The sequence below is a fragment of the Eleftheria terrae genome, from assembly GCF_030419005.1.
Classification (GTDB): domain Bacteria; phylum Pseudomonadota; class Gammaproteobacteria; order Burkholderiales; family Burkholderiaceae_C; genus Caldimonas; species Caldimonas terrae.
The window spans coordinates 2178478-2200703 of sequence record NZ_CP106951.1 but is presented as its reverse complement, the minus strand read 5'-3'; the positions used below and the strand labels follow the sequence as shown (position 1 = coordinate 2200703).

Annotated in this window: 24 protein-coding genes; 20 read left to right on the top strand and 4 right to left on the bottom strand. The window is 69.5% G+C overall.

The genetic code is table 11. From position 1 onward, the window contains the following. Nucleotides 1-2: 2 nt before the first annotated feature. Both N7L95_RS09600 and lysS read right to left on the bottom strand, forming a co-directional pair. On the bottom strand, nt 3-560 hold the full coding sequence (locus N7L95_RS09600) for a PNPOx family protein (protein WP_301259594.1): 558 nt from the start codon (nt 558-560) through the stop codon (nt 3-5). Next, nucleotides 557-2080, bottom strand: coding sequence for a lysine--tRNA ligase (gene lysS, locus N7L95_RS09595; protein WP_301259593.1), 1524 nt, complete (start codon nt 2078-2080; stop codon nt 557-559). The genes N7L95_RS09600 and lysS overlap by 4 nt, the downstream gene beginning before the upstream one ends. Nucleotides 2081-2188: 108 nt before the next feature. Here lysS and N7L95_RS09590 point away from each other — a divergent pair, with 108 nt between their 5' ends. From N7L95_RS09590 to N7L95_RS09550, 9 genes are all read left to right on the top strand, one after another. After that, a complete protein-coding gene (locus tag N7L95_RS09590; RefSeq protein ID WP_301259592.1) occupies nt 2189-3481 on the top strand; it encodes a lipopolysaccharide biosynthesis protein in 1293 nt (430 codons plus the stop codon). 42 nt (nt 3482-3523) lie between these two features. After that, complete coding sequence (locus N7L95_RS09585; protein ID WP_301259591.1) at nt 3524-4111, top strand: acyltransferase; 588 nt, start codon at nt 3524-3526, stop codon at nt 4109-4111. Further along, nucleotides 4108-5178: a glycosyltransferase gene (locus N7L95_RS09580; RefSeq protein WP_301259590.1), complete on the top strand. Its 1071-nt coding sequence runs from the start codon at nt 4108-4110 to the stop codon at nt 5176-5178. The genes N7L95_RS09585 and N7L95_RS09580 overlap by 4 nt, the downstream gene beginning before the upstream one ends. Next, on the top strand, nt 5175-6254 hold the full coding sequence (locus tag N7L95_RS09575; protein WP_301259589.1) for a glycosyltransferase family 2 protein: 1080 nt from the start codon (nt 5175-5177) through the stop codon (nt 6252-6254). The genes N7L95_RS09580 and N7L95_RS09575 overlap by 4 nt, the downstream gene beginning before the upstream one ends. Before the next feature lie 66 nt (nt 6255-6320). Beyond that, nucleotides 6321-7046, top strand: a complete 726-nt coding sequence (locus tag N7L95_RS09570; RefSeq protein WP_301260113.1) for a class I SAM-dependent methyltransferase — start codon at nt 6321-6323, stop codon at nt 7044-7046. Continuing rightward, on the top strand, nt 7043-8221 hold the full coding sequence (locus N7L95_RS09565) for a DegT/DnrJ/EryC1/StrS family aminotransferase (RefSeq protein WP_301259588.1): 1179 nt from the start codon (nt 7043-7045) through the stop codon (nt 8219-8221). Before N7L95_RS09570 ends, N7L95_RS09565 begins: the two co-directional genes overlap by 4 nt. Before the next feature lie 11 nt (nt 8222-8232). Further along, nucleotides 8233-8829: a sugar transferase gene (locus N7L95_RS09560; RefSeq protein WP_301259587.1), complete on the top strand. Its 597-nt coding sequence runs from the start codon at nt 8233-8235 to the stop codon at nt 8827-8829. 5 nt (nt 8830-8834) lie between these two features. Then, nucleotides 8835-10715 carry a polysaccharide biosynthesis protein gene (locus N7L95_RS09555; RefSeq protein ID WP_301259586.1) on the top strand — a complete coding sequence of 627 codons (1881 nt, stop codon included), beginning with the start codon at nt 8835-8837 and terminating at the stop codon, nt 10713-10715. Nucleotides 10716-10764: 49 nt separating this feature from the next. Next, nucleotides 10765-12213, top strand: coding sequence for a DEAD/DEAH box helicase (locus N7L95_RS09550; protein WP_301259585.1), 1449 nt, complete (start codon nt 10765-10767; stop codon nt 12211-12213). A 97-nt stretch (nt 12214-12310) separates the two neighbouring features. On the opposite strand, the gene N7L95_RS09545 is transcribed toward N7L95_RS09550, so the two are convergent. Continuing rightward, nucleotides 12311-13096 (bottom strand): SAM-dependent methyltransferase, encoded by a 786-nt coding sequence (locus N7L95_RS09545; RefSeq protein ID WP_301259584.1) that lies wholly within the window; start codon nt 13094-13096, stop codon nt 12311-12313. Further along, on the bottom strand, nt 13093-13728 hold the full coding sequence (locus N7L95_RS09540; RefSeq protein WP_301259583.1) for a Maf family nucleotide pyrophosphatase: 636 nt from the start codon (nt 13726-13728) through the stop codon (nt 13093-13095). Before N7L95_RS09540 ends, N7L95_RS09545 begins: the two co-directional genes overlap by 4 nt. A 57-nt stretch (nt 13729-13785) precedes the next feature. On the opposite strand from N7L95_RS09540, the gene N7L95_RS09535 reads away from it, so the two are divergent. The 11 genes from N7L95_RS09535 to N7L95_RS09485 all read left to right on the top strand — a co-directional run bounded on the left by N7L95_RS09535 (nt 13786) and on the right by N7L95_RS09485 (nt 22210). Further along, a complete protein-coding gene (locus N7L95_RS09535; RefSeq protein ID WP_301259582.1) occupies nt 13786-14352 on the top strand; it encodes a YceD family protein in 567 nt (188 codons plus the stop codon). A 175-nt stretch (nt 14353-14527) separates the two neighbouring features. Beyond that, on the top strand, nt 14528-14710 hold the full coding sequence (gene rpmF / locus N7L95_RS09530; protein ID WP_301259581.1) for a 50S ribosomal protein L32: 183 nt from the start codon (nt 14528-14530) through the stop codon (nt 14708-14710). A 173-nt stretch (nt 14711-14883) separates the two neighbouring features. Beyond that, entirely contained in the window at nt 14884-15993 is a 1110-nt protein-coding gene (gene plsX, locus N7L95_RS09525) for a phosphate acyltransferase PlsX (protein ID WP_301259580.1), read from the top strand. After that, a complete protein-coding gene (locus N7L95_RS09520; RefSeq protein ID WP_301259579.1) occupies nt 15990-16982 on the top strand; it encodes a beta-ketoacyl-ACP synthase III in 993 nt (330 codons plus the stop codon). The genes plsX and N7L95_RS09520 overlap by 4 nt, the downstream gene beginning before the upstream one ends. 53 nt (nt 16983-17035) lie before the next feature. Further along, on the top strand, nt 17036-17974 hold the full coding sequence (fabD, locus tag N7L95_RS09515) for an ACP S-malonyltransferase (protein ID WP_301259578.1): 939 nt from the start codon (nt 17036-17038) through the stop codon (nt 17972-17974). Continuing rightward, entirely contained in the window at nt 17971-18720 is a 750-nt protein-coding gene (fabG, locus tag N7L95_RS09510; RefSeq protein WP_301259577.1) for a 3-oxoacyl-ACP reductase FabG, read from the top strand. The genes fabD and fabG overlap by 4 nt, the downstream gene beginning before the upstream one ends. Nucleotides 18721-18845: 125 nt before the next feature. Continuing rightward, entirely contained in the window at nt 18846-19085 is a 240-nt protein-coding gene (acpP, locus tag N7L95_RS09505; protein ID WP_301259576.1) for an acyl carrier protein, read from the top strand. A 40-nt stretch (nt 19086-19125) separates the two neighbouring features. Continuing rightward, on the top strand, nt 19126-20370 hold the full coding sequence (gene fabF, locus N7L95_RS09500) for a beta-ketoacyl-ACP synthase II (protein WP_301259575.1): 1245 nt from the start codon (nt 19126-19128) through the stop codon (nt 20368-20370). A gap of 27 nt (nt 20371-20397) precedes the next feature. Next, nucleotides 20398-20898 carry a hypothetical protein gene (locus N7L95_RS09495; protein WP_301259574.1) on the top strand — a complete coding sequence of 167 codons (501 nt, stop codon included), beginning with the start codon at nt 20398-20400 and terminating at the stop codon, nt 20896-20898. After that, the gene (gene rpoE / locus N7L95_RS09490; protein WP_301259573.1) at nt 20888-21493 is read left to right on the top strand and encodes an RNA polymerase sigma factor RpoE; all 606 of its coding nucleotides are present in this window, start codon (nt 20888-20890) and stop codon (nt 21491-21493) included. The genes N7L95_RS09495 and rpoE overlap by 11 nt, the downstream gene beginning before the upstream one ends. Before the next feature lie 15 nt (nt 21494-21508). Further along, on the top strand, nt 21509-22210 hold the full coding sequence (locus N7L95_RS09485) for a sigma-E factor negative regulatory protein (RefSeq protein ID WP_301259571.1): 702 nt from the start codon (nt 21509-21511) through the stop codon (nt 22208-22210). The last annotated feature ends 16 nt before the right edge of the window (nt 22211-22226 follow it).

Here is a 22226-nt window from a genome sequence, read left to right as displayed (position 1 = left end):
GCTCAGGGTTGCAGCCAGCGTGCGCCGGCCGCGTCGAAGCGGGCCCGGCGCTGCCGGCCGGTGCCCAGCTCCAGCCAGTCGAGCGAGGTCACCTCGGCCCGGATCACGCCGAAATGCTCGCGGGTGGCGCGTGCAGCCTGCATGCCGAGGTCCAGCGGCGTGCCAGGCGGCAGGGCCGACAGGTAGTCGTGCGCAGCCGGCGACAGCTTGATGCGGGCCCAGCGGGAGGACACGTCGAGCCCGCTGTGCTGCACCTGCAGGCCCAGCTTGCAGCGCAGCTGCCAGCCCAGCCCGGGCGACCAGAACACCAGCATGCCGTGCGGGCAGTGGCCGATCTCGGCCACCTTGGCTGCGCGCGTGTCGGTGTAGACGAGCAGCTGCCGCTGCGGCTGCTGCACCTCGCGCAGCACCACCGTGCGGGCATTGGGCCCGTCGGCGCCAGCGGTGGCCAGCACCGGGGTGCGCCAGGCATGGGCCTTGTCGTGAACCGATAGGGCCAGCTCCTGCCAGATCGCGTGTTCGACCTGCTCCAGCGTGGCCATCGGTTCAGCGTCGCTCATTGCTCTTTGCGCAAGGCCGGGAAGAGGATCACGTCGCGGATGTTGGGCGAATCGGTGAGCAGCATGATCAGCCGGTCGATGCCGATGCCGCAGCCGCCGGTGGGCGGCATGCCGTACTCGAGCGCGCGGATGAAGTCGGCGTCGAAGTACATCGCCTCCTCGTCGCCGGCGTCCTTGTTGGCCACCTGGGCCTGGAAGCGGGCGGCCTGGTCCTCGGCGTCGTTCAGCTCGCTGAAGCCGTTGGCGATCTCGCGGCCGGTCATGTAGAGCTCGAAGCGCTCGGTGATCTCGGGATTGCGGTCGGAGGCGCGGGCCAGGGGCGACACCGCCACCGGATGGTCGACGATGAAGGTCGGCTCCCAGAGCTGCTCTTCCACCAGTTCCTCGAACACCGCGAACTGCAGCTGCGACAGCGCCCAGTGCGCCGGCGCTTCCTTGCCGAGGTGCTTGAGCACGCCACGCAGGTGCTCGGCGTCGTCGATGTGGGCTGCGCCCACGCTGGCCGCGTATTTCACGATGGCGTCGCGGATGCTCAGTCGCGCGAACGGCTGCTCCAGGTCCACCGGGCGGCCCTGGTAGCTCAACGTGGCGGAGCCGGTGGCTTCGCGCGCGGCATGGCGCAGGATGGCCTCGGTGTAGTCCATCAGGTCGTGGTAGTTCCAGTAGGCGGCATAGAACTCCATCATCGTGAACTCGGGGTTGTGGCGCACCGAGATGCCTTCGTTGCGGAAGTTCCGGTTGATCTCGAAGACCCGCTCGAACCCGCCCACCACCAGCCGCTTCAGGTACAGCTCGGGCGCGATGCGCAGGAACATCTCCTGGTCCAGGGCATTGTGGTGCGTCACGAAGGGCTTGGCATTGGCGCCGCCCGGGATGGGGTGCAGCATCGGCGTCTCGACTTCGAGAAAGCCGTTGTCCGCCATGAAGTTGCGGATCGACGACACGGCCTTGCTGCGGGCCACGAAGCGCTTGCGGGCCTCTTCGTCCGTCATCAGGTCGACATAGCGCTGGCGGTACTTCTGCTCCTGGTCGGTCATGCCGTGGAACTTGTCCGGCAGCGGCCGCAGGCTCTTGGTCAGCAGGCGCAGCGAAGTGACGCGCACCGACAGCTCGCCGGTGCGGGTCTTGAAGAGGGTGCCCTCGCAACCAATGATGTCGCCCAGGTCCCAGTGCTTGAAGGCAGCATGCGCGGCTTCGCCGGCACCGTCGTTGGTGACGAACAGCTGGATGCGGCCGGCCGCGTCCTGCAGCGTGCAGAAGCTGGCCTTGCCCATCAGGCGCTTGAGCATCATGCGGCCGGCCACGCTGACCTTGATCTGCTGCGGCTCCAGCTCCTCGTTGCTGAGTGAGCCGTATTCGGCATGCAGCGCGCCGGCCCGGTGGCTGGGTTTGAAGTCGTTCGGGAAGGCGACGCCTTGCTGGCGGATGTGGGCCAGCTTCTCGCGGCGTTCGGCGATCAGCTGGTTCTGGTCGGGGGCAGGCGGCTCCGTGGCGGAGGGCGGCGTCGCGCGATCGGTCATGACGGGCTCAGGGCGTGAAAAGCCTGCGATTTTACCGGCCCGCGCCGCCCGCGCCGTATGATCTGCGGCCCTGCGCCGTGCCCCGGTCGCCGATTCCTGCTGCCTTCCATGTCCACCTCCCCGCTTTCGCGCAGTGCGCTCGGCCACTTTGCCGCCCGGCTCGTCTCGGTGGCGCTGGGCCTGGCCATCGTCGTGGTGGTGGCGCGCCAGGGGCCGCAGCAGCAGGGCGCCTTCTCGCTGCTGGTGGCCACCGAGGCGGTTTTCGTCGCGCTGTTCTCGGGCCTGGGGCTGGTGATCGCCCGGCAGGTCTCGCACCACCGTGAGGCGGCCGCGGCCTGGCTGCCAGGCGCGCTCGCCCTCGCGGTGGCGGGCGGTCTGGCGGGCAGTGCGGCCTTTGCTGCCGCGGCCTGGGGCCTGCGCGGCGACCCGGCCTACCGTTTCCTGCCGCTGCTGGCGCTCGCGGCGCCGCTGCTGCTGCTCACCTCCACCGTGTCCGGCCTGTACCTGGGGCAGGGTCGCATGGGTCCCATCAACGGACTCAGCATCGCGCCACCTGCCCTGGCGCTGCTGTTGCTCGGTGGTCTCGCGCTCGGCGGGCAGGGTCTGGGGCTGCTGGCGGTGGCCGGCGTCTGGCTGGCCGCCCGCGCCGTGGTGGGGGTGGCCGCGGCCCTGCTGGCGTTGCGCGCCGGCGGTCCGGCGCCACAGGGGCGCGCGGCCTGGCGGGCACAGGCCGGCTTCTGCGTGGTGGTGGGCCTGACCAACCTGGTGAGCTGGCTCAACTATCGCGTCGACCTGTTCGTGGTGGAGCGCTTTGCCGGGCTGGGCGAGGCGGGCATCTATTCGGTGGCGGTGACGGCGGCCGAGCTGCTGTGGTTCGTCTCGTCCTCGGTCAGTGCGGCCACCTATGCACGCATCGGCGCGCCGGACGCGGCCCAGGCCGCGCAGCTGACGGTGCGGGTGGTGCACCTCAACCTGGCCATCCTGCTGCTGGCCTCGCCGGTGCTGGTGGCGGTGGCCGCCTGGCTGCTGCCGGCACTGCTCGGGCCGGCCTATGGCCGCTCGGTGCCCTTGCTGCTGCTGTTGCTGCCCGGCACCTGGGCCTATGCGGCGGCGTCCACGCTGTCGGCCTTCTATACCAACTTCCTGGGCCGGCCGCAGTTGTCGGCGGCGGTGGCCGGCGTGTCGCTGCTGATCAACATCGCCGTGTGCGCCTGGCTGGTGCCACGTCTGGGGGCGGCTGGCGGCGCGCTCGCCACCTCGGCGTCCTACCTGCTGGCCATCGTGTGGGGGCTGGTGCTGTTTCGCCGCCATGCGGGCCTGCGCTGGGCCGAGGTGCTGCGGCCCCACCCGGGGCGGCTGCTGGCCGATCTCCTCGCCCCATTGCGACGTGCGGGCCGTTAGACTGCGAGCCGCGGTCGATCCCCCGCTGTCCTGTTGCCCTCGATGCTCAAGTTCCTCGTGTCCCAATTGCTGCGCCGGCTGGTGCGGCCGCGCCTGCTCTACGGCTGGCGGCGGCACGACGGCCGCTGGCTACCGCACACCCGTGTCAGCACCGCGGCGGAAGTGCAGGGCGCCGAGCACCTGCAGATCGAGGACCATGTGTTCATCGGCCACTTCAACCTGATCGATGCCGCCGGCGGCCTGAGCATTGGCGAAGGCACCCAGATCACCAACCATGTCTCGGTGCTGACGCATTCCAGCCACATCGCCACCCGGCTGATGGGCCCTCAGTACTGGGGCCATGCCGAGCCGGTGGGCGTCACCCGCGGCGAGACCCGCATCGGCCCCTACTGCTTCATTGGTGCCAGCAGCGTCATCATGCCGGGCAGCCGGCTCGGCCGCGGCGTGCTGGTGCGGGCCTTCAGCTATGTGGACGGCGACTTTCCCGACTATGCGGTGGTCGGTGGCCAGCCGGCCCGGGTGCTGGGCGACGTGCGCACGCTCGACGCCGCCTGGATCGAGCAGTACCCCGACCTGGCCCGCCACTACTGCGGCAGCGGCTGGATGCCCGCGTCCAAGGGGCCGCGATGAGCGGCCACCTGCTGTTCTTTGCCGACGCGCAGAGCGTGCACACCCAGCGCTGGGTCGGCGCGATGGCCGAGCGTGGCTGGCGCTGCAGCGTGGTGTCGCGGCTGCCGCACGAGATTGCCGGTGCCCAGGTGCATGCGCTCGGCACGCCGGACGGCAAGCTGCCCTGGTTCACTGCGCTGCCGCGGGTGCGCGCGCTGGCCGCCCGCCTGCGACCCGACCTGGTGCACGGCCACTATGTGACGTCCTATGGCCTGTGGGCCGCGGCCTGCGGGCAGGGGCCGTGCGTGCTGACCGGCTGGGGCTCGGACATCCTGCTCTCGCCGCGCCAGAGCCGGCTGGTGCGGGCCATCACCGGCTGGAGCCTGCGCCGGGCCCGGCTGATCACCGCCGACAGCCAGGACATGCTGGACGAGATCCGGCACTACCGCCCACGCGCGCCCCTGCAGCAGATCTACTGGGGGGCAGACACCTCCAAATTCCGCCCGATGCCCCGCCCGGCGCGGCCGTTCCGCATCGTCAGCCTGCGCGCCTGGGACCGCCTCTACAACATCGATGTCGTGCTGCAGGCGGTGGCCCTGCTGCGCCAGCGGCTGCCGGGCGAGGCGCTGGAGTTGCACCTGCTGGGAGGCGGCCCGCTGGAAGCCGAGCTGCGGGCACAGGCCCGCTCGCTGGGGCTGGACGGCGTGGCGCATTTCCACGGCCGGGTCGACGAGGACCGCATGGCCGCGCTGGTGAATCAAGCGCATGTGAGCGTGTCCATCCCCAGCAGCGACGCCACCTCGGTGGCCTTGCTCGAGTCCATGGCCGCCGGCCTGGCGGTGGTGGTGTCGGACCTGCCGGCCAACCGGCAGTGGGTGGATGCCGCCGGGGGGGTGCTGCTGCCGCCGCGCGATGCGGCTGCGCTGGCCGGCGCGCTGGCCAGCCTGATGGCCGACCCCGCGAGCCTGCCGGCGCGCGGCGCCGCGAACCGGGCGCGCGTCGAGCCGGAGGCGTCGCGCCGGCACCAGATGGACCGCATGGATGCGCTGTACCGCGGGCTGCTGCGGCAGGCGGGGGGCGGCCGATGAGCGGTGCCGGGGACCTGGGCACGGCACGCGCGTCCGAGGCCGCCGCGACGGCGGGCGCGTCACGCCGGGTGTCCGTCATCGTGCCCTGCCGCAACGAGCGCGACCACATCGAGGCCTTCTGCGCCAGCGCCGCCGCTCAGCAACTGCCGCCCGGCTGGGAGCTGGAGGTGCTGATCGCCGACGGCCGCAGCGACGACGGCACCCTCGAGCGCCTGCAGGCGCTGGCCGGGCGTGATGCGCGCTTCACCGTCATCGACAACCCGGGCGGCATCGTCTCCACCGGGCTCAACCAGGCGCTGGCCCGGGTGCGTGGGGAGGTGGTGGTGCGCATGGACGTGCACACCCGCTATGCGGCCGACTACATCGCGCAGTGCCTGCTGGCGCTGCAGCACAGCGGTGCCGACAACGTGGGCGGCCCCTGGCGTGCCGAAGGCGAGGGGCCGATGCAGCGGGCCATCGCCGCGGCCTTCCAGTCACGCTGGCTGGCCGGCGGCGCGCGCTCGCGCCAGCTCGACTACAACGGCTGGGTCGACACTGTCTACCTGGGCTGCTGGCCGCGCGCCAGCCTGGAGCGCTTCGGCGGCTTCGACGAGCAGCTGGTGCGCAACCAGGACGACGAGCACAACCTGCGCATCGTCAAGGGCGGCGGGCGGGTCTGGCAGTCGGCCGCCATCCGCTCTTCCTACCGCCCGCGTGGCTCGCTCGGGGCCTTGTTCCGGCAGTACCTGCAGTATGGCTACTGGAAGCCGTTCGTGATGAAGAAGCACGGCCAGGCTGCCTCGCTGCGCCAGCTGGTGCCAGGGCTGTTCGTGCTGGCGCTGGCCGTGGCGGCGCTGCTCGGCGCGCTGGGGGCGGGCTGGCTGCCGGCGCTGGCCCTGCTCGGCCTGTACGGGGCAGCGGCGCTGGGGGCGTCGGTGGCGATCGCTGCGGCGTCCGGCTGGTCGCTGGCGTGGCGGCTGCCGGCCGTCATCGCTGCCTACCACTTCGGCTACGGCATCGGCTCGCTGTGGGGCTGGGCGGATGTCTTGCGCGGGGCCCGTACCGGGCGCCGCCGTTTCGCCCGGCTGACCCGCTAGCAAGGAGGCTGCATCGTGACACGCGAGGCGGAAGGCGCGCAGGGCAAGGCCAAGGTCGCCCACGGCATGGCCGGGGACGGCGCTGCCAACGCGGCCGCCGAGGCCGTCGCCGTACGGGCGCGCTATGCCCGTCGTGCGGTGCAGGACCCGCGCTACAGCCTGCTGAACCCGTCGGCCCTGCTGCCGGCCCAGGAGCGCCTGCGCGCCATCGCGGCGCTGTTCGCCCGGCTGGGCTGGGCCGACCTGGAGCAGCGCCGCTTGCTGGAGGTGGGCTGCGGTGCCGGCGGCAACCTGCTCGACCTGCTGCGGCTCGGCTGGGCGCCCGAGCACCTGCAGGGCATCGAGCTGCTGGAGGCGCGCGCCGCCCAGGCCCGCCGGGTGCTGCCAGCCGCGTTGCAGCTGCATTGCGGTGATGCGCTGGCGCTGCAGGAGGCGATCGCGCCGGGCAGCCAGGACGTGGTGCTGCAGTCCACCGTGTTCTCCTCGCTGCTGGACGATGCCTTCCAGGCTCGCCTGGCCGAGGCCATGTGGCGCTGGGTGCGCCCGGGCGGCGGGGTGCTGTGGTACGACTTCACCTACGACAACCCGCGCAACCCCGATGTGCGCGGCGTGCCGGTGGCGCGGCTGCGCCGCCTGTTTCCCGAGGGCCGGCTGAGCGTGCGGCGCATCACGCTTGCACCGCCGCTGGCGCGTGCGGTGGTGCGGCTGCACCCGGCGCTCTACGCCGTTTTCAATACCATGCCGTGGCTGCGCACCCACGTGCTGGCCTGGATAGAAAAAACCAACCGATGACATCCGACACTGCCTTGCCCTTCCTGCCCTTCGCCCTGCCCGAGATCGGCGAGGAGGAGATCGCCGAAGTGATCGACACGCTGCGCTCCGGCTGGGTCACCACCGGCCCCAAGGCCAAGCGCTTCGAGGCCGACTTCATCGACTTCCTGGGCGGCCCGGCCACCGGGCTGGAGGCCATCGCGGTGAACTCGGCCACGGCCGGCTTGCACCTGGCGCTCGAAGCGTTGGGGATCGGCCCGGGCGACGAGGTCATCACCACCACCCACACCTTCACCGCCACCGCCGAGGTGGTGCGCTACCTGGGCGCCGACGTGGTGCTGGTCGACATCGACCCGGCCACCCTCAACATCGACCCCGCGGCGGTCGAGGCGGCCATCACCCCCCGCACCAAGGCCATCGTCCCGGTGCACTACGCCGGCTTGGCGGCCGACATGCCGGCCCTGCTGGCACTGGCGCGGCGACATGGCCTGAAGGTGGTGGAAGACGCCGCGCATGCCCTGCCCACCACCGTGCAGGGCCAGCTGGTGGGCACCCTCGCGTCGGACGCCACCGTGTTCAGCTTCTATGCCAACAAGACCATCACGACCGGCGAGGGCGGCATGCTGGTGACGCGCGACGCCGAGCTGGCACGCCGCGCCAAGGTGATGCGCCTGCACGGCATGAGCCGCGATGCCTTCGACCGCTTCACCGCCACCGTGCCCAGCTGGTACTACGAGATCGTGGCCCCCGGCTTCAAGTACAACCTGACTGACATCGCGGCCGCACTGGGCCTGCACCAGCTGAAGCGGGTCGAGGCTTTCCAGCAGCGCCGCGTTGCCATCGCCCGGCGCTACAGCGAGGCCTTCGCCGACCTGCCCCTGCTGTTGCCGCCCGAGCCCGCCGCCGGCGACCGGCATGCCTGGCACCTCTATGTGGTGCGGCTGGCCGACGCTGCGCCGCTGTCGCGCGACGTCTTCATCGAGCGGCTCTTCCAGGCCGGCATCGGCTGCAGCGTGCACTACATCCCGCTGCACCTGCACCCCTACTGGCGCGACCGCTACGGCCTCCAGCCGGCGCAGTTCCCGCACAGCCAGCGCGCCTACGAGCGCATGCTCAGCCTGCCGCTCTACACCCGCATGTGCGACGCCGACGTGGAGCGCGTCGTCGCCACCGTGCGCCGCCTGCTGCAGGGCTGAGCCGCCGTCGCATGGCCAAGCGCCTGTTCGATCTGGTGGCCTCGGCCCTCGGTCTGCTGCTGTTGTCGCCGCTGCTGCTGGTGGTGGCCGTGGCGATCAAGCTCGACTCGCCCGGGCCGGTGCTGTTCCGCCAGGAGCGGGTGGGGCGCTTCGGCGTGCCGTTTCGCATTCGCAAATTCCGCACCATGCGCCATCAGCCGCAGGACGGCGGCCCGCTCATCACAGTGGGCGCCGACCCACGCATCACCCGGGTGGGCGCCTTCTTGCGCAGCACCAAGCTCGACGAGCTGCCGCAGCTGCTCGACGTGCTGTGTGGCAGCATGAGCCTGGTGGGGCCGCGCCCCGAGGTGCCCCGCTACCTGCCGCATTACCCACCCGGGGTGCGCGAGAAGGTGCTGTCGGTGCGCCCCGGCATCACCGACCTCGCTTCCATCGAATACCGCCGCGAGAGCGAGCTGCTGGCCGCGGCCCACGATCCCGAGCGCGCCTATGTCGAGGAGGTGCTGCCGGCCAAGCTGCGCTATGCCCAGCAGTATGTGGACGGCGCCACCTTCTGGGGCGACCTGCGCCTGCTGCTGCGCACCCTGCACGTCATCGTGACCCGTTGAAACCCATGTTCTGGCATTCCGTCGACGCTTTCCTCACCCGCGCCCGCCCGCACCGCCAGCCGCTGTCGCTGCTGACCGACGGGGTGGTCATCGCCCTGTGCTGGAACATCACCTATCTGTTCCGCCTGGGCTTCGACCGCTGGTTCAGCGCCCGCCCCGGCTACGACGCCTGGGTGATGGCGGGCCTGGTGCTGCTGTACCTGGTGGTGTTCTGGCTGGCCGGCGTGCCGCGTGGCTTGTGGCGCTTCTCGGGTTTCGGCGAGGTCAAGCGGCTGACGCTGGCCTGCGGCGGCGCCGGCCTGCTCGGCGCGGTGGTGGTGCTGATGGCCCAGCTCGATCAGGTGCCCCGGGCGGTGCTGGCGCTGCATCCGGTGGTCTGCCTGATGGCCTTGTGCGGCGTGCGCATCGGCTACCGCATGCTGTACGAGCACCTGCGTGCCCGCATCGCCGGCAGCAGCGTGGAAACCCGTCGCGCCCTGGTGCTGGGCGCCGGCGAGGCAGCACGGCTGCTGCTGGCGGGCATCCAGCACCACGGGTATGTGATCGTCGGGCTGCTGGACGACGACGTCTCCAAGCACCATGCCCGCATCGGCGGCGTGCCGGTGCTGGGCCCGCTGGAGCAGTTGCCCCGGCATGTCGCGCAGCAGCAGATCACGCACCTCATCGTCGCCATGCCCTCGCTGCCGCCCGCGCGGCGGCGCGGCATCATCGAGACGGCTGCCCGCACCGGCCTGCCGGTGCTCACCGTGCCCTCGGCGCAGGAGCTGCGGGCCGGCTCCCAGGTGAGCCGGGTGCGCGAGATCGAGCCCGACGACCTGCTCGGCCGCGAGCCGGTGAAGCTCGACGAGGCCGGCATCTCCGACTGCCTCAACGGCAAGACCGTGCTGATCACCGGCGCCGGCGGCAGCATCGGCTCCGAGCTGTGCCGCCAGGTCGCCCGCTACGGCCCCAGCCGGCTGGTGCTCTACGAGCTGAGTGAGTTCGCGCTCTACCGCATCGAGCAGGAGCTGAGCGAGCAGTTCCCGCACATCTCGCTCGTGCGCCTGATCGGCGACGTCAAGAATCTCGCGCACCTGCGCCACACCTTCGGCCGCTGGAAGCCGCAAGTGGTGTTTCATGCCGCGGCCTACAAGCATGTGCCGCTGATGGAGGAAGACAACAGCTGGGCGGCCCTGCAGAACAACACCCTCGGCACCTACCTGGCGGCCACCGCGGCCGGCGACGCCGGCGTCGAGCGCTTCGTGCTGATCTCCACCGACAAGGCGGTCAACCCCACCAATGTCATGGGGGCCACCAAGCGGGCGGCCGAGATGGTGATCTCCTACCTGTCGAGGCAGCATGCCGGCACCCGCTACATGGCGGTGCGCTTCGGCAACGTGCTGGGCTCCAGCGGCAGCGTGATCCCGAAGTTCAAGGAGCAGATCGCCCGCGGCGGCCCGGTCACCGTGACCCACCCCGACATCACCCGCTATTTCATGACCATCCCGGAGGCCGCCCGCCTGGTGATCCAGGCGGCCGCGCTGGGCGAGACCGGCCAGGTCTACGTGCTCGACATGGGGGAGCCGGTGCGTATCGCGGAGCTGGCGCGCGACCTGATCCGCCTGTCCGGCCACACGCCGGAGGAAATGCCGGTCGTCTACACCGGGCTGCGCCCCGGCGAAAAGCTGTACGAGGAGCTGCTGGCCGACGCCGACACCACGCTGCCCACCCCCATCGCGCGGCTGCGCGTGGCGCGCCTGCACCGCGACGAGGATGCTGGCTGGCTGCAGCGCGCCCCCGAGGTGCTGGCCGCTCTGGACGCTGCCCAGGGCGACGAGGCCGTCAAGACCTGGCTGGCTGCTTGCGTGCCGGAGTACGCACAAGCCACCGGTCGCCGGCGCCCCTAAGCACCCAGAAAAGCCATGGCACGGCAGCCTGGACGATAATGTGCTACTTATGACAGAAGCATCCGAGGCCCCCGTTCCGGGCGGCCAGTTCTCCTCGCTCCCTCTCGGCCCCACGCTGCAGCGTGCCATTGCCGACCAGGGTTACACCTCCATGACGCCGATCCAGGCGAAGGCCATTCCGATCGTGCTGGAGGGGCGGGACGTGATGGGCGCCGCCCAGACCGGCACCGGCAAGACCGCCGCCTTCTCGCTGCCGCTGCTGCAGAAGATGATGCGGCACGAGAACGCCAGCGCTTCGCCCGCGCGCCACCCGGTGCGCGCCCTGGTGCTGGCGCCGACGCGCGAGCTGGCCGACCAGGTGGCCAACAACGTCAAGGCCTATGCCAAGCACACCCAGCTGCGGGTGGCCTGCGTGTTCGGCGGCATCGACATGGCGCCGCAGACGCAGGAGCTGCGCCGCGGGGTCGAGGTGCTGATCGCCACCCCCGGTCGGCTGCTGGACCACATCCAGGCGAAGAACTGCACGCTGAGCCAGGTGGAGTACGTCGTGCTCGACGAGGCTGACCGCATGCTGGACATCGGCTTCCTGCCCGACCTGGAGCGCATCCTCAGCTTCCTGCCCAAGCAGCGGCAGACGCTGCTGTTCTCCGCCACCTTCTCGCCCGAGATCAAGAAGCTGGCCCAGAGCTACCTGCAGGACCCGGTGCTGGTGGAAGTGGCGCGGCCCAATGCCACCGCCACCACCGTCGAGCAGCGCTTCTTCAGCGTCGAGGACGATGACAAGCGCCGCGCCGTGCGCCACCTGCTGCGCGAGCGCTCGCTGTCGCAGGCCATCGTGTTCGTCAATTCCAAGCTGGGCGCCGCGCGCCTGGCCCGTTCGCTGGAGCGCGACGGGCTGAAGACCGCCGCACTGCACGGCGACAAGTCGCAGGACGAGCGGCTGAAGGCGCTGGAAGCCTTCAAGCGCAACGAAGTCGAGCTGCTGGTGGCCACCGATGTTGCGGCCCGCGGGCTGGACATCGCCGACCTGCCGGCGGTGTTCAACTTCGACATTCCCTTCAATGCCGAAGACTACGTGCACCGCATCGGCCGCACCGGCCGGGCCGGCGCGTCCGGCCTGGCCGTGTCCTTTGTCTCGCGCAGCGACCAGCGGCTGGTGGCCGACATCGAGAAGCTGATCAAAAAGAAGATCGAGATCGAGCCGCTCGAACTCGAAGACGAGCGCCCGCGTCGCGCGCCGCCGCGTCGCCAGTACGACGACGACGCCGACGGCCCGCCGCCGCAGCGCGCCAGCCGCAGCATGGCGAACTACAGCGCCACGCCTCCGGCCTCTAGCGATCCCTTCTTCAGCAAGCCCTACGAGGCCGACCCCAGCGCGGACCCTGGCTGGGAGAAGCAGGCGCCCGCCGCGCCGGCGGTCTCGCGCGTGGCCTCGCCCTACATCAAGCCCAAGCGCAAGGTCGCGGCCCTGCTCGGCGGCGGCCCCAAGAAGCCCTGAGCCGGAGCCCGGTCCGGCAGCCGCCCGAGGTTGCCTGAGGCCGCCTGAATCCAGCGGCTGCCACCGCGGTCGCAGAGCCCAGGCCAGCCCGGCGCGGTCAGGCGCCGTGGATCGCAAAGACGGCCGGTACGTCGGCCGGCAGGGCAGGTGCCCCCGGCTGCTTCCACCCCTGCACCGTCATCGAACGGTTCCAGCCTGAGGCAAGCGTCAGCCCGCAGGCCACCGACAGCCGGGTGGCCGCTTGCAGGTTCGCCAGCAGCGCGGCCAGCAGCGCCGGGTTGCGGTAGGGGGTCTCGATCATCATCTGCGTCTGCCCGCTGCGCCGCGCCAGTGCCTCCAGCTCGCGGATGCGCGCAGCGCGTGCCGCCTCTTCCACCGGCAGGTAGCCGACGAAGGCAAAGCTCTGCCCGTTCATGCCGCTGGCCGCCAGCGCCAGCAGCAAGGCCGAGGGGCCCACCAGCGGCAGCACTTGCAGTCCCAGCTCGTGGGCCCGCCGCACCAGCTCCGCGCCCGGGTCGGCGATGGCCGGCATGCCGGCCTCCGACACCAGCCCGACATCATGGCCCTGCAGGGCTGCGGCGAGCAGGCCGTCGAGCACGTCGGCGGCCGGCGCCGCCTGGCGGCTGGCCGCGCCTCCCTTCGGCGGACGCGGCAGCTCCTGGATGCGGATGTCCTGCAGCGCCTGCGCCAGCGGCACCACCGCATGCACCCGCTTCAAGAAGGCACGGGTTGTCTTCGCGTTCTCGGCCACCCAGTGGCCCAGCCTCGCTGCGACTTGCAGCGTCTGCAGGGGCAGGACGTCCCGCAGGTCGGGCGCGGCGGTGTCGCTGCCCAGGGTGCCGAAATCGAGCGGCGTCGGCACGAGGTAGAGCTTGCCTGTCATTCGCTCGCTCCCGATCCCGCGGCGGCCAGGGGGTCGAGGCCCGCGGTGCGCAGCAGGGCGCAGGTCTGGATCAGCGGCAGGCCGATCAGGGCCGTCGGGTCGTCGGACTCGATCGCGTCGAGCAGGGCAATGCCCAGGCCTTCTGCCTTGGCGCTGCCGGCGCAGTCATAGGGTTGCTCCGCGCGCAGGTAGCGTTCGATCTCGGCATGCCCCAGCGCGCGAAAGCGCACCGTCACCGGCACCCGCCGCACCGCTTGCAGGCCGCTGGCTGCGCACACCACCGCCACGCCGGTGTGGAACACCACCGCCTGGCCGCTCATGCGGCGCAATTGCTCGGCGGCGCGGGCATGGTCGCCCGGCTTGCCGATGGGCTCACCGGCCAGGTCCGCCACCTGGTCGGAGCCGATGACCACCGCCTGGGGATGCAGCGCAGCGACGGCGGCTGCCTTTGCCAGGGCCAGGCGTTCGGCCAGCGCCGCGGGGGCTTCGCCGGCGCCCGGCGTCTCGTCCACCTGCGGCGCTTGCACGTCGAACGGCAGGCCCAGCCGCTGCAGGAGTTCTCGCCGATAACGGGAAGTGGAGGCCAGGATGAGGGCGCGCACGGGCGCCGTGGGGAAGTCGGAAGCAGACATGGGCGGCATTGTCCTTCACGTCGCGGCGGCCAAGGGCGGCAAGGCTACACTGCCCGGATGAAGGCAAGAGAGTTCAATCCGTTGCGCCTGGACGTCCAGGCATTCATCCAGGACGAGGCCGCCTTGCAGGGCCAGTGGCCGCTGGCCTCGCTGTCCCGGCTGGCAGAAGAGGCCCATTCCGATGCGCCTGCCGGCGACCAACCGGTGGATTGGTCGGCGGCCGGCAAGCAGGTGCCACGGCGCGGCGGCGAGCCGGAGCTGTGGATGCACCTGCGGGCCCACACTCGCATCTCGCTGGAATGCCAGCGCTGCCTGAAGCCGGTGGAGGCGGAGCTCGAGGTCGAGCGCGACTTCCGCTTCGTGGCCGACGAGCGGCTGGCAGCCGAGGTGGATGCCGACAGCGAGGAAGACGTGCTGGCCATCTCGCGCAGCCTCAATCTGCAAGAACTGGTCGAGGACGAGTTGATCCTGGCGCTGCCTCTGGTGCCTCGCCATGAAGTCTGTCCCGCGCCACTGCAGGCCAGCACCGACCCCGAGTCCCTGGCGCCGGAAGCCGACGCCCCGGGCGAGAAAAAGAATCCCTTTGCGGTGCTGGCGCAACTGAAGAACAAGAAGCCGTCGTGAGCCGCGCGCCGCGGCCACGGGCGGCGGCATGGGGCCGGTTGGCATGCAAGCGTGCGCCCGCGTCCGGGGCCGGTGTTGTGCACTCCTGCCCCGCGTCTCGCGTTTCGGCGCGATTTGCCACTGGCGTTGTTTGCTTCACAGCTGCTACAATCTCGGGTTTTCCAAGGAGCGAGCCATGGCCGTTCAACAGAACAAAAAATCGCCGTCTAAGCGTGGTATGCACCGCGCCCACCAACACCTGGAGACCCCGGGGACCGCGATCGAGCCGACCACCGGCGAAACCCATCTCCGTCACCACATCAGCCCGAACGGTTTCTACCGCGGTCGCAAGGTCCTCAAGACCAAGGCTGACGCCTGATCCGTGCGATCGGGGCGGCGGGTCGGCCTGCCGGAGCATGCGGCCTTTGAGGCGATGTTTCAGCGGGTCGCTGCCTGTTGCAGTCCTTGCTTTGGTGGGCCCGGCGAGCGCTGCTCGGGGCGCGGCGGGGTGGGCCTGAGGGCCGACCTTTTCCGGTATCTCCGGTTCCAGCGATGAATTCCTCTGCTGATGTTTCTCCGCGGGCAATGCGTTCCGTGCGCATTGCCGTGGACTGCATGGGTGGCGACTTTGGTCCGTCGGTGACCCTGCCTGCCTGCGAAGCCTTCCTGCGCGCGCATCCCGGTGTCGAGCTGATCCTGGTCGGCCGCCCCGAGGCGTTGGCGCTTGCGCGGGGCTGGGCGCGTTGCACTGTGGTCGCGGCCAGTGAAGTGGTCGAGATGGACGATCCCGTCGAGGTGGCCCTGCGCCGCAAGAAGGATTCGTCCATGCGTGTCGCCATCACCCAGGTCAAGCCGGGTGAGGGCGGTGCCACGGCGGCCGACGCTTGCGTCTCTGCCGGCAACACTGGCGCCCTGATGGCGGTGTCCCGCTATCTATTGAAGACGCTGGACGGCATCGACCGACCCGCCATTGCCACCGTGATGCCGAACCAAAAGGACGGCTACACCACGGTGCTGGACCTGGGCGCCAATGTCGATTGCGAGCCGCACCACCTGCTGCAGTTTGCCCTGATGGGCAGTGCGCTGGTGGCCGCCGTCGAAGGCAAGGCCAGTCCGACGGTCGGCCTGCTGAACATCGGCGAAGAGGCGATCAAGGGCAGCGACACGATCAAGCGTGCCGGGGAGTTGCTGCGTTCGGTGGCCGAGGCCGGTCATGTGAACTTCTACGGCAACGTCGAGGGCAACGACATCTTCAAGGGCACCACCGACATCGTCGTTTGCGACGGCTTCGTCGGCAATGTGGTGCTGAAGGCCTCCGAGGGCCTGGCGTCGATGCTGTCGAGCTTCATCAAGCAGGAATTCACCCGCAACGTCTTCACCAAGCTGGCTGCCATCGTCGCGCTGCCGGTGTTGAAGCACTTCAAGAATCGCGTCGATTACCGACGCTACAACGGCGCGGCGCTGCTGGGTCTGCGTGGGCTGGTCTTCAAGAGCCATGGCTCGGCAGACGCCTTCGCTTTCGAGCAAGCCTTGAATCGGGCGTATGATGCGGCCCGAAACCGGTTGCTCGACCGGGTGCATGACCAGATCCTGGAGACTCTGCAGGCCTTGCCGTCATCGGCGGCTGCAGAGGATCCGGTACGGGTCGCCTCTACTGCATGACCGTTTCTTCATCTTCCATATATTCCCGCATCGCCGGCACCGGCAGCTATCTGCCGCCCAAGCGTGTCAGCAATGCGGACTTCGCGGCCGACCTCGCCAAGCGGGGCATCGAGACGTCCGACGAGTGGATCGTCGAGCGCACCGGCATCCGTGCCCGCTACTTCGCCGAGCCGAGCGTCGCCTCCAGTGACCTGGCCACGCAGGCGGCCCGTCATGCGCTGGAAGCCGCAGGCGTCAGCGCCGCGGACATCGACCTGATCATCGTCGCGACTTCCACGCCGGACATGATCTTTCCGTCCACCGCCTGTCTGGTGCAGCAGAAGCTCGGGGTGCACGGTTGTGCCGCCTTCGACGTGCAGGCGGTCTGCTCGGGCTTCGTCTACGCACTGACGGTGGCCGACTCGATGATCAAGTCGGGCGCGGCACGCAAGGCGCTTGTGATCGGTGCCGAGGTCTTCTCGCGCATCCTGGACTTCAACGACCGCACCACCTGCGTGCTGTTCGGCGATGGTGCGGGGGCGGTGGTGCTGGAAGCCAGCACTGCACCTGGCCTGTTGGCCAGCGAGTTGCACGCGGACGGCCGCCATGTCGGCATCCTGTGCACGCCCGGCACGGTGGCCGGGGGCGCGGTGCTCGGTGATCCCCTGCTCAAGATGGACGGGCAGGCCGTGTTCAAGCTGGCCGTTGGCGTGCTGGAGCAGGTGGCGCGTTCCGTGCTCGAGAAGGCGGGCCGCACCGAAGCGGACATCGACTGGCTGATTCCGCACCAGGCGAACATCCGCATCATGCAAGGCACCGCCAAGAAGCTCAAGCTGCCGATGGACAAGCTCGTGGCCACGGTGGACGAACATGGCAACACCTCGGCTGCCTCGATTCCGTTGGCCCTCGACCATGCCGTGCGCGGCGGCCGCATCCGGCGCGGCGACACCGTGATGCTGGAAGGTGTCGGCGGTGGCTTCACCTGGGGAGCGGTGCTGCTCGATTTCTGAGCCGGACCCCGCCTCCATCTTTCATCCCGCTCCGATTCAACGACTGAACCGAGATGAGTCCATTCGCCTTCGTGTTTCCCGGCCAGGGATCGCAATCCGTCGGCATGCTCGATGCCTGGGGCGACCACCCGGCCGTGCGTGAGACCCTGCAGGAAGCCTCCGACGCCCTGGGGCAAGACATCGCGCAGCTGATCGCGCAAGGCCCCAAGGAATCGCTCGACCTCACCACCAACACGCAGCCGGTCATGCTGACCGCGGGCATCGCCTGCTACCGCGCCTGGCTGGCGGAAACCGGCTTGCGCCCGGCCATCATGGCCGGCCACTCGCTCGGCGAGTACACCGCACTGGTGGCCGCCGGCACGCTGGCGCTGGCCGATGCGCTGCCGCTCGTGCGCTTCCGCGCCCAGGCGATGCAGGAAGCAGTGCCGGTGGGCACAGGCGGCATGGCAGCCATCCTCGGCCTTGACGCCGCGCTGGTGCGTGAGGGGTGTGCCGAGGCGGCCGCTGCCGTCGGCGAAGCCGTCGAGGCGGTCAATTTCAACGATCCCAAGCAGACGGTGATCGCCGGTACCAAGGCAGCGGTCGAGAAGGCGTGCGAGGTGCTGAAGGCCAAGGGAGCCAAGCGTGCGTTGCCGCTGCCGGTGTCCGCGCCTTTCCATTCCAGCCTGATGGAGCCGGCCGCCGTGCGGCTGCGCGAACGGCTGGCAAGCACCAACTTCAATGCGGGCGGCATCGACGTCCTCAACAATGTGGACGTGCGGATCGAGACCGAGCCGGCCGCCATCCGCGATGCACTGTATCGTCAGGCCTATGGCGCGGTGCGCTGGGTGGAGACCATCCAGGCGCTCAAGGCCCGTGGCCTTCGACAGGTGTACGAATGCGGTCCGGGCAAGGTCCTGGCCGGCATGGTGAAACGCATCGATGCCGAGCTGACCACCGGCACGGTCTATGACCCGGCGTCGCTCGCCGAGGTGAAGGGGGGGCTGCAATGAACGAAATCGACAGCACCGGCCAGGTGGCGCTGGTCACCGGCGCAACACGCGGCATCGGCCGCGCCATTGCGCTGGAGCTCGCGCGCAAGGGCATGAAGGTGGTGGGCACGGCGACGTCCGAGGCCGGCGCAGCGACCATTGGCGACACGCTCGGCGCCTTTGCCGGCTGCCGGGGCCTGTGCCTGAACGTCAACGACGCCGCGGGCGTCGAGGCGGCCGTCGATGGCATCGTCAAGGAATTCGGCGCGCTGCATGTGCTGGTGAACAATGCCGGCATCACGCGCGACACCCTGTCGATGCGCATGAAGGACGATGACTGGGACGCGGTCCTCGACACCAACCTGAAGGCGGTGTTCCGCCTGAGCCGTGCAGTGATCCGGCCGATGATGAAGCAACGCTACGGGCGCATCGTCAACATCACGTCGGTGGTGGGCGCAAGCGGCAACCCCGGCCAGGCCAACTACGCAGCGGCCAAGGCCGGCGTGGCAGGCATGACGCGCTCGCTGGCGCGTGAGCTGGGCAGCCGAGGCATCACCGTGAACTGTGTCGCGCCCGGCTTCATCGAGACCGACATGACCAAGGCCCTGTCGCAGCAGCAGACTGAAGCGCTGATGGGGCAGATTCCGCTGGGCCGGCTCGGCCGTGCCGAGGACATCGCACATGCGGTGGCCTTCCTCGCGTCGCCGCAGGCCGGTTACGTGACGGGCACCGAGTTGCACGTCAACGGCGGGATGTACATGAACTGAGCGCCGCAACGCGGCGCCGAACCGGCTAGAGCCCGTCCGGGTTCACGGCTTGACGGAGCACTTCGAGCTGCCTCCGCATCGGCCGTAAAATCACGGGCTGTTTTTGAAAACCTCCTGGAGGAGTCATGAGCGATATCGAAGCACGCGTCAAAAAGATCATTGCCGAGCAACTCGGCGTGGCTGAGGGCGAAGTCACCAACGAGAAGGCATTCGTGGCCGACCTGGGCGCCGATTCGCTGGACACCGTCGAGCTCGTGATGGCTCTCGAAGACGAATTCGGCATCGAGATCCCCGACGAAGAGGCAGAGAAGATCACCACGGTGCAACTCGCCATCGACTACGCCCTGAAGCACCAGAAGGCCTGATCGGCCCCCTGGTTCCCGACCGAACAGAGTATTCCAGCGCATGAGCCGTCGTCGTGTCGTCGTGACCGGCCTGGGCCTTGTCACCCCCGTGGGCAACACGGTGGCCGAGTCCTGGTCCAATCTCCTTGCTGGCAAGTCCGGCATCGACAGCATTTCCAAGTTCGATGCCAGCAGCCTCTCCTGCCGTTTCGCGGGTGAGGTGAGGGGCTTCAACATCGAGGACTACATCCCGGGCAAGGACGCCCGCCACATGGACACCTTCATCCATTACGGATTGGCGGCTTCCATACAGGCGGTGCGGGACAGCGGCCTGCCCACCGGCGATGCACTGAGCGAGGAACTGGCTGAGCGCATCGGCTGCCTGGTCGGGTCGGGCATCGGCGGCCTGCCGATGATCGAGGAAACCCACGCCGAGATGACCAACCGCGGCCCGCGGCGCATCTCGCCGTTTTTCGTGCCGGCGTCCATCATCAACATGATCTCCGGGCATGTGTCGATCCAGTACGGCTTCAAGGGGCCGAATCTGGCGATCGTGACCGCCTGCACGACCGGCCTGCATTGCATTGGCGAGGCAGGCCGCCTGATTGAATACGGTGACGCCGACGTGATGATCGCCGGCGGCGCCGAATCCACCGTTTCGCCCCTGGGCGTGGGTGGCTTCGCGGCTGCACGGGCCCTGTCGACCCGCAATGACGATCCCAAGACGGCTTCGCGCCCCTGGGACAAGGACCGCGACGGCTTCGTGCTAGGCGAGGGTGCCGGCGTGCTGGTGCTCGAAGAATACGAGCACGCAAAGAAGCGCGGCGCCAAGATCTACGCCGAGCTGTCCGGCTTTGGCATGAGCGCCGATGCCTTCCACATGACGGCGCCCGACGTGGAGGGCCCGCGCCGGGCCATGCAGGCGGCACTGCGCAACTCCGGCATCAATGCCGACCAGGTGCAGTACCTGAATGCGCACGGCACGTCCACACCGCTGGGCGACGTCAACGAGACCAATGCCATCAAGGCGGCGTTTGGCGATGCTGCCCGCAGCCTGGTGGTGAACTCGACCAAGTCCATGACCGGCCACCTGCTCGGTGGCGCGGGGGGCATCGAGTCGGCCTTCACGGTGCTGGCCCTGCATCACCAGGTGTCGCCGCCGACCATCAACATCTTCAACCAGGATCCCGAGTGCGACCTGGACTACTGCGCAAACACCGCGCGGGAGATGAAGATCGACGTGGCGCTGAAGAACAACTTTGGTTTCGGTGGCACCAACGGCTCGCTGGTTTTCAAGCGAGTCTGAGGTCGTTTGCCAACAGCGTGCCGCCGCATGCGCACGGCACCTGCACTCGAGCTGACGGTCCAGCCGGGCATCCGTTGCCGGGTGATGGTGTCGGTGCTGGCGCTTGCGGCACTGGCATCTGGCATGGCCTGGCTGTCCGGCGTGTGGCCCCGGATGCCGGCAGGCCTCGGCATGGTGGCGGCTGCGGCGGCGGTCCTGCTGGTGTGCTGGCCGGTGCTCGCCGAGTGGCGCCGGCCCGGCCTGCGCCTCCGCTGGGACGGCGCCTGCTGGCATTGGCAGTCCCTGGCGGAGCCCGATGCTCCGCTGTATCGCGGCCGGGCAGAGGTGGTGGCCGACCTGCAAGGGTGGATGCTGCTGCGGTTGCGGCCCCAGGCCGAACCGGGCCGGGCTCGCGGGCGCGACGCCTGGCTGCCGTTGCAGGCCGCCCAGGCGGGGCTCGCCTGGCATGCCCTGCGCCGTGCGTTATATTCGCCCACTCACGTGGCCGACCCCCTGGCCGCAATGAAGCCCGCAACGGATGAGCGCTGACGCCGATGTCTTGTTGATTGAGCGCGTCAAGCGCGGTGACCAGAAAGCTTTCGAGCTGCTGGTGATCAAGTACCAGCGCAAGATCGAGCGCCTGATCGCCCGCATGGTGCGCGATGCCGACCTGATCCAGGACATTGCCCAGGAAACCTTCATCCGGGCCTACCGGGCTTTGCCGCAGTTCCGTGGTGAGAGCGCGTTCTACACCTGGCTCTACCGCATCGCGGTCAACACCGCGAAGAAGTCGCTGGTCGAACTCAAGCGCGATCCGCTGGTGACCGAGACGGCGTTGTCGTCGGCTGACGACGAAGACGAAACTTCCCGCGTCGAGAACGAACTAAGCGATGGTGAAACACCGGAGGCCGTGCTTGCGAGCAAGGAAATCGCCTCGACGGTGAACGCAGCGATCGAGGCGCTATCCGAGGATCTGCGCCAGGCCATCACCCTGCGCGAGATCGAAGGCCTGAGCTATGACGAGATCGCCGAAGTGATGAATTGCCCGATCGGAACAGTCCGTTCGCGTATCTTTCGTGCCCGCGAGGCCATTGCCGAGCGCTTGCGGCCGCTGTTGGACACGCCGGACGGCAGGCGTTGGTGAGTGAGGAGTGCAGTGATGTCTATGGATCGATTGCGAGTAGGCGGCCTGAGCGCCGAAGCCCGTGAACGCCTTTCGGCGCTGAGCGACGGCGAGGCTTCGGCCGACGAACTGCACCTGGCCTTGTCGGCCTGGCGGGACGATGCGCGTGCGCGCGCCGGAACCTGTGAAACCTGGCATGCCTATCACCTGATCGGCGACGTGATGCGCTCGGAAGACCTCTGCGGCAGCGGCCGGGACGACGTCTTCCTCAGCCGCCTGCGCGAGCGGCTGGCCGCAGAACCGGTGGTGGTCGCCCCCATGGCGGCCCCGGTGGCGGCGCAGCCCCAGCTGCTTCAGCCGTCGGTGCAGGTCGCCAACGGCACCCCGGTGCCGGCGCGGCGCCGATCCTGGGTGGCGCCGATGGCCACCGTGGCAGGTGTGATGGCGGTGGCTGGTGTGCTGGTCGTGACCCGGCTGTCGGTGCCCCCGGGGGCCGGCGAGGGTGCGCAACTGGCGCAAGCTTCGTCGGCCGCGTCGGCGCTCCAGCCGGTGGCGCTGTCGGCCTCGGCATCGGCCGATGCCGCCGAGCCTGCCCTCATCGTTGGCAATGGCGCGCTGCTGCGCGATGCCCGGCTCGACCAATACCTGAACGCGCACAAGGAATTCGCCGGCAGTTCCGCACTCGGTGTGCCGTCCGGGTTCCTGCGCAGCTCCACCTATGAAGGTCCGAAGCGCTGAATGATCCCTATGCAAG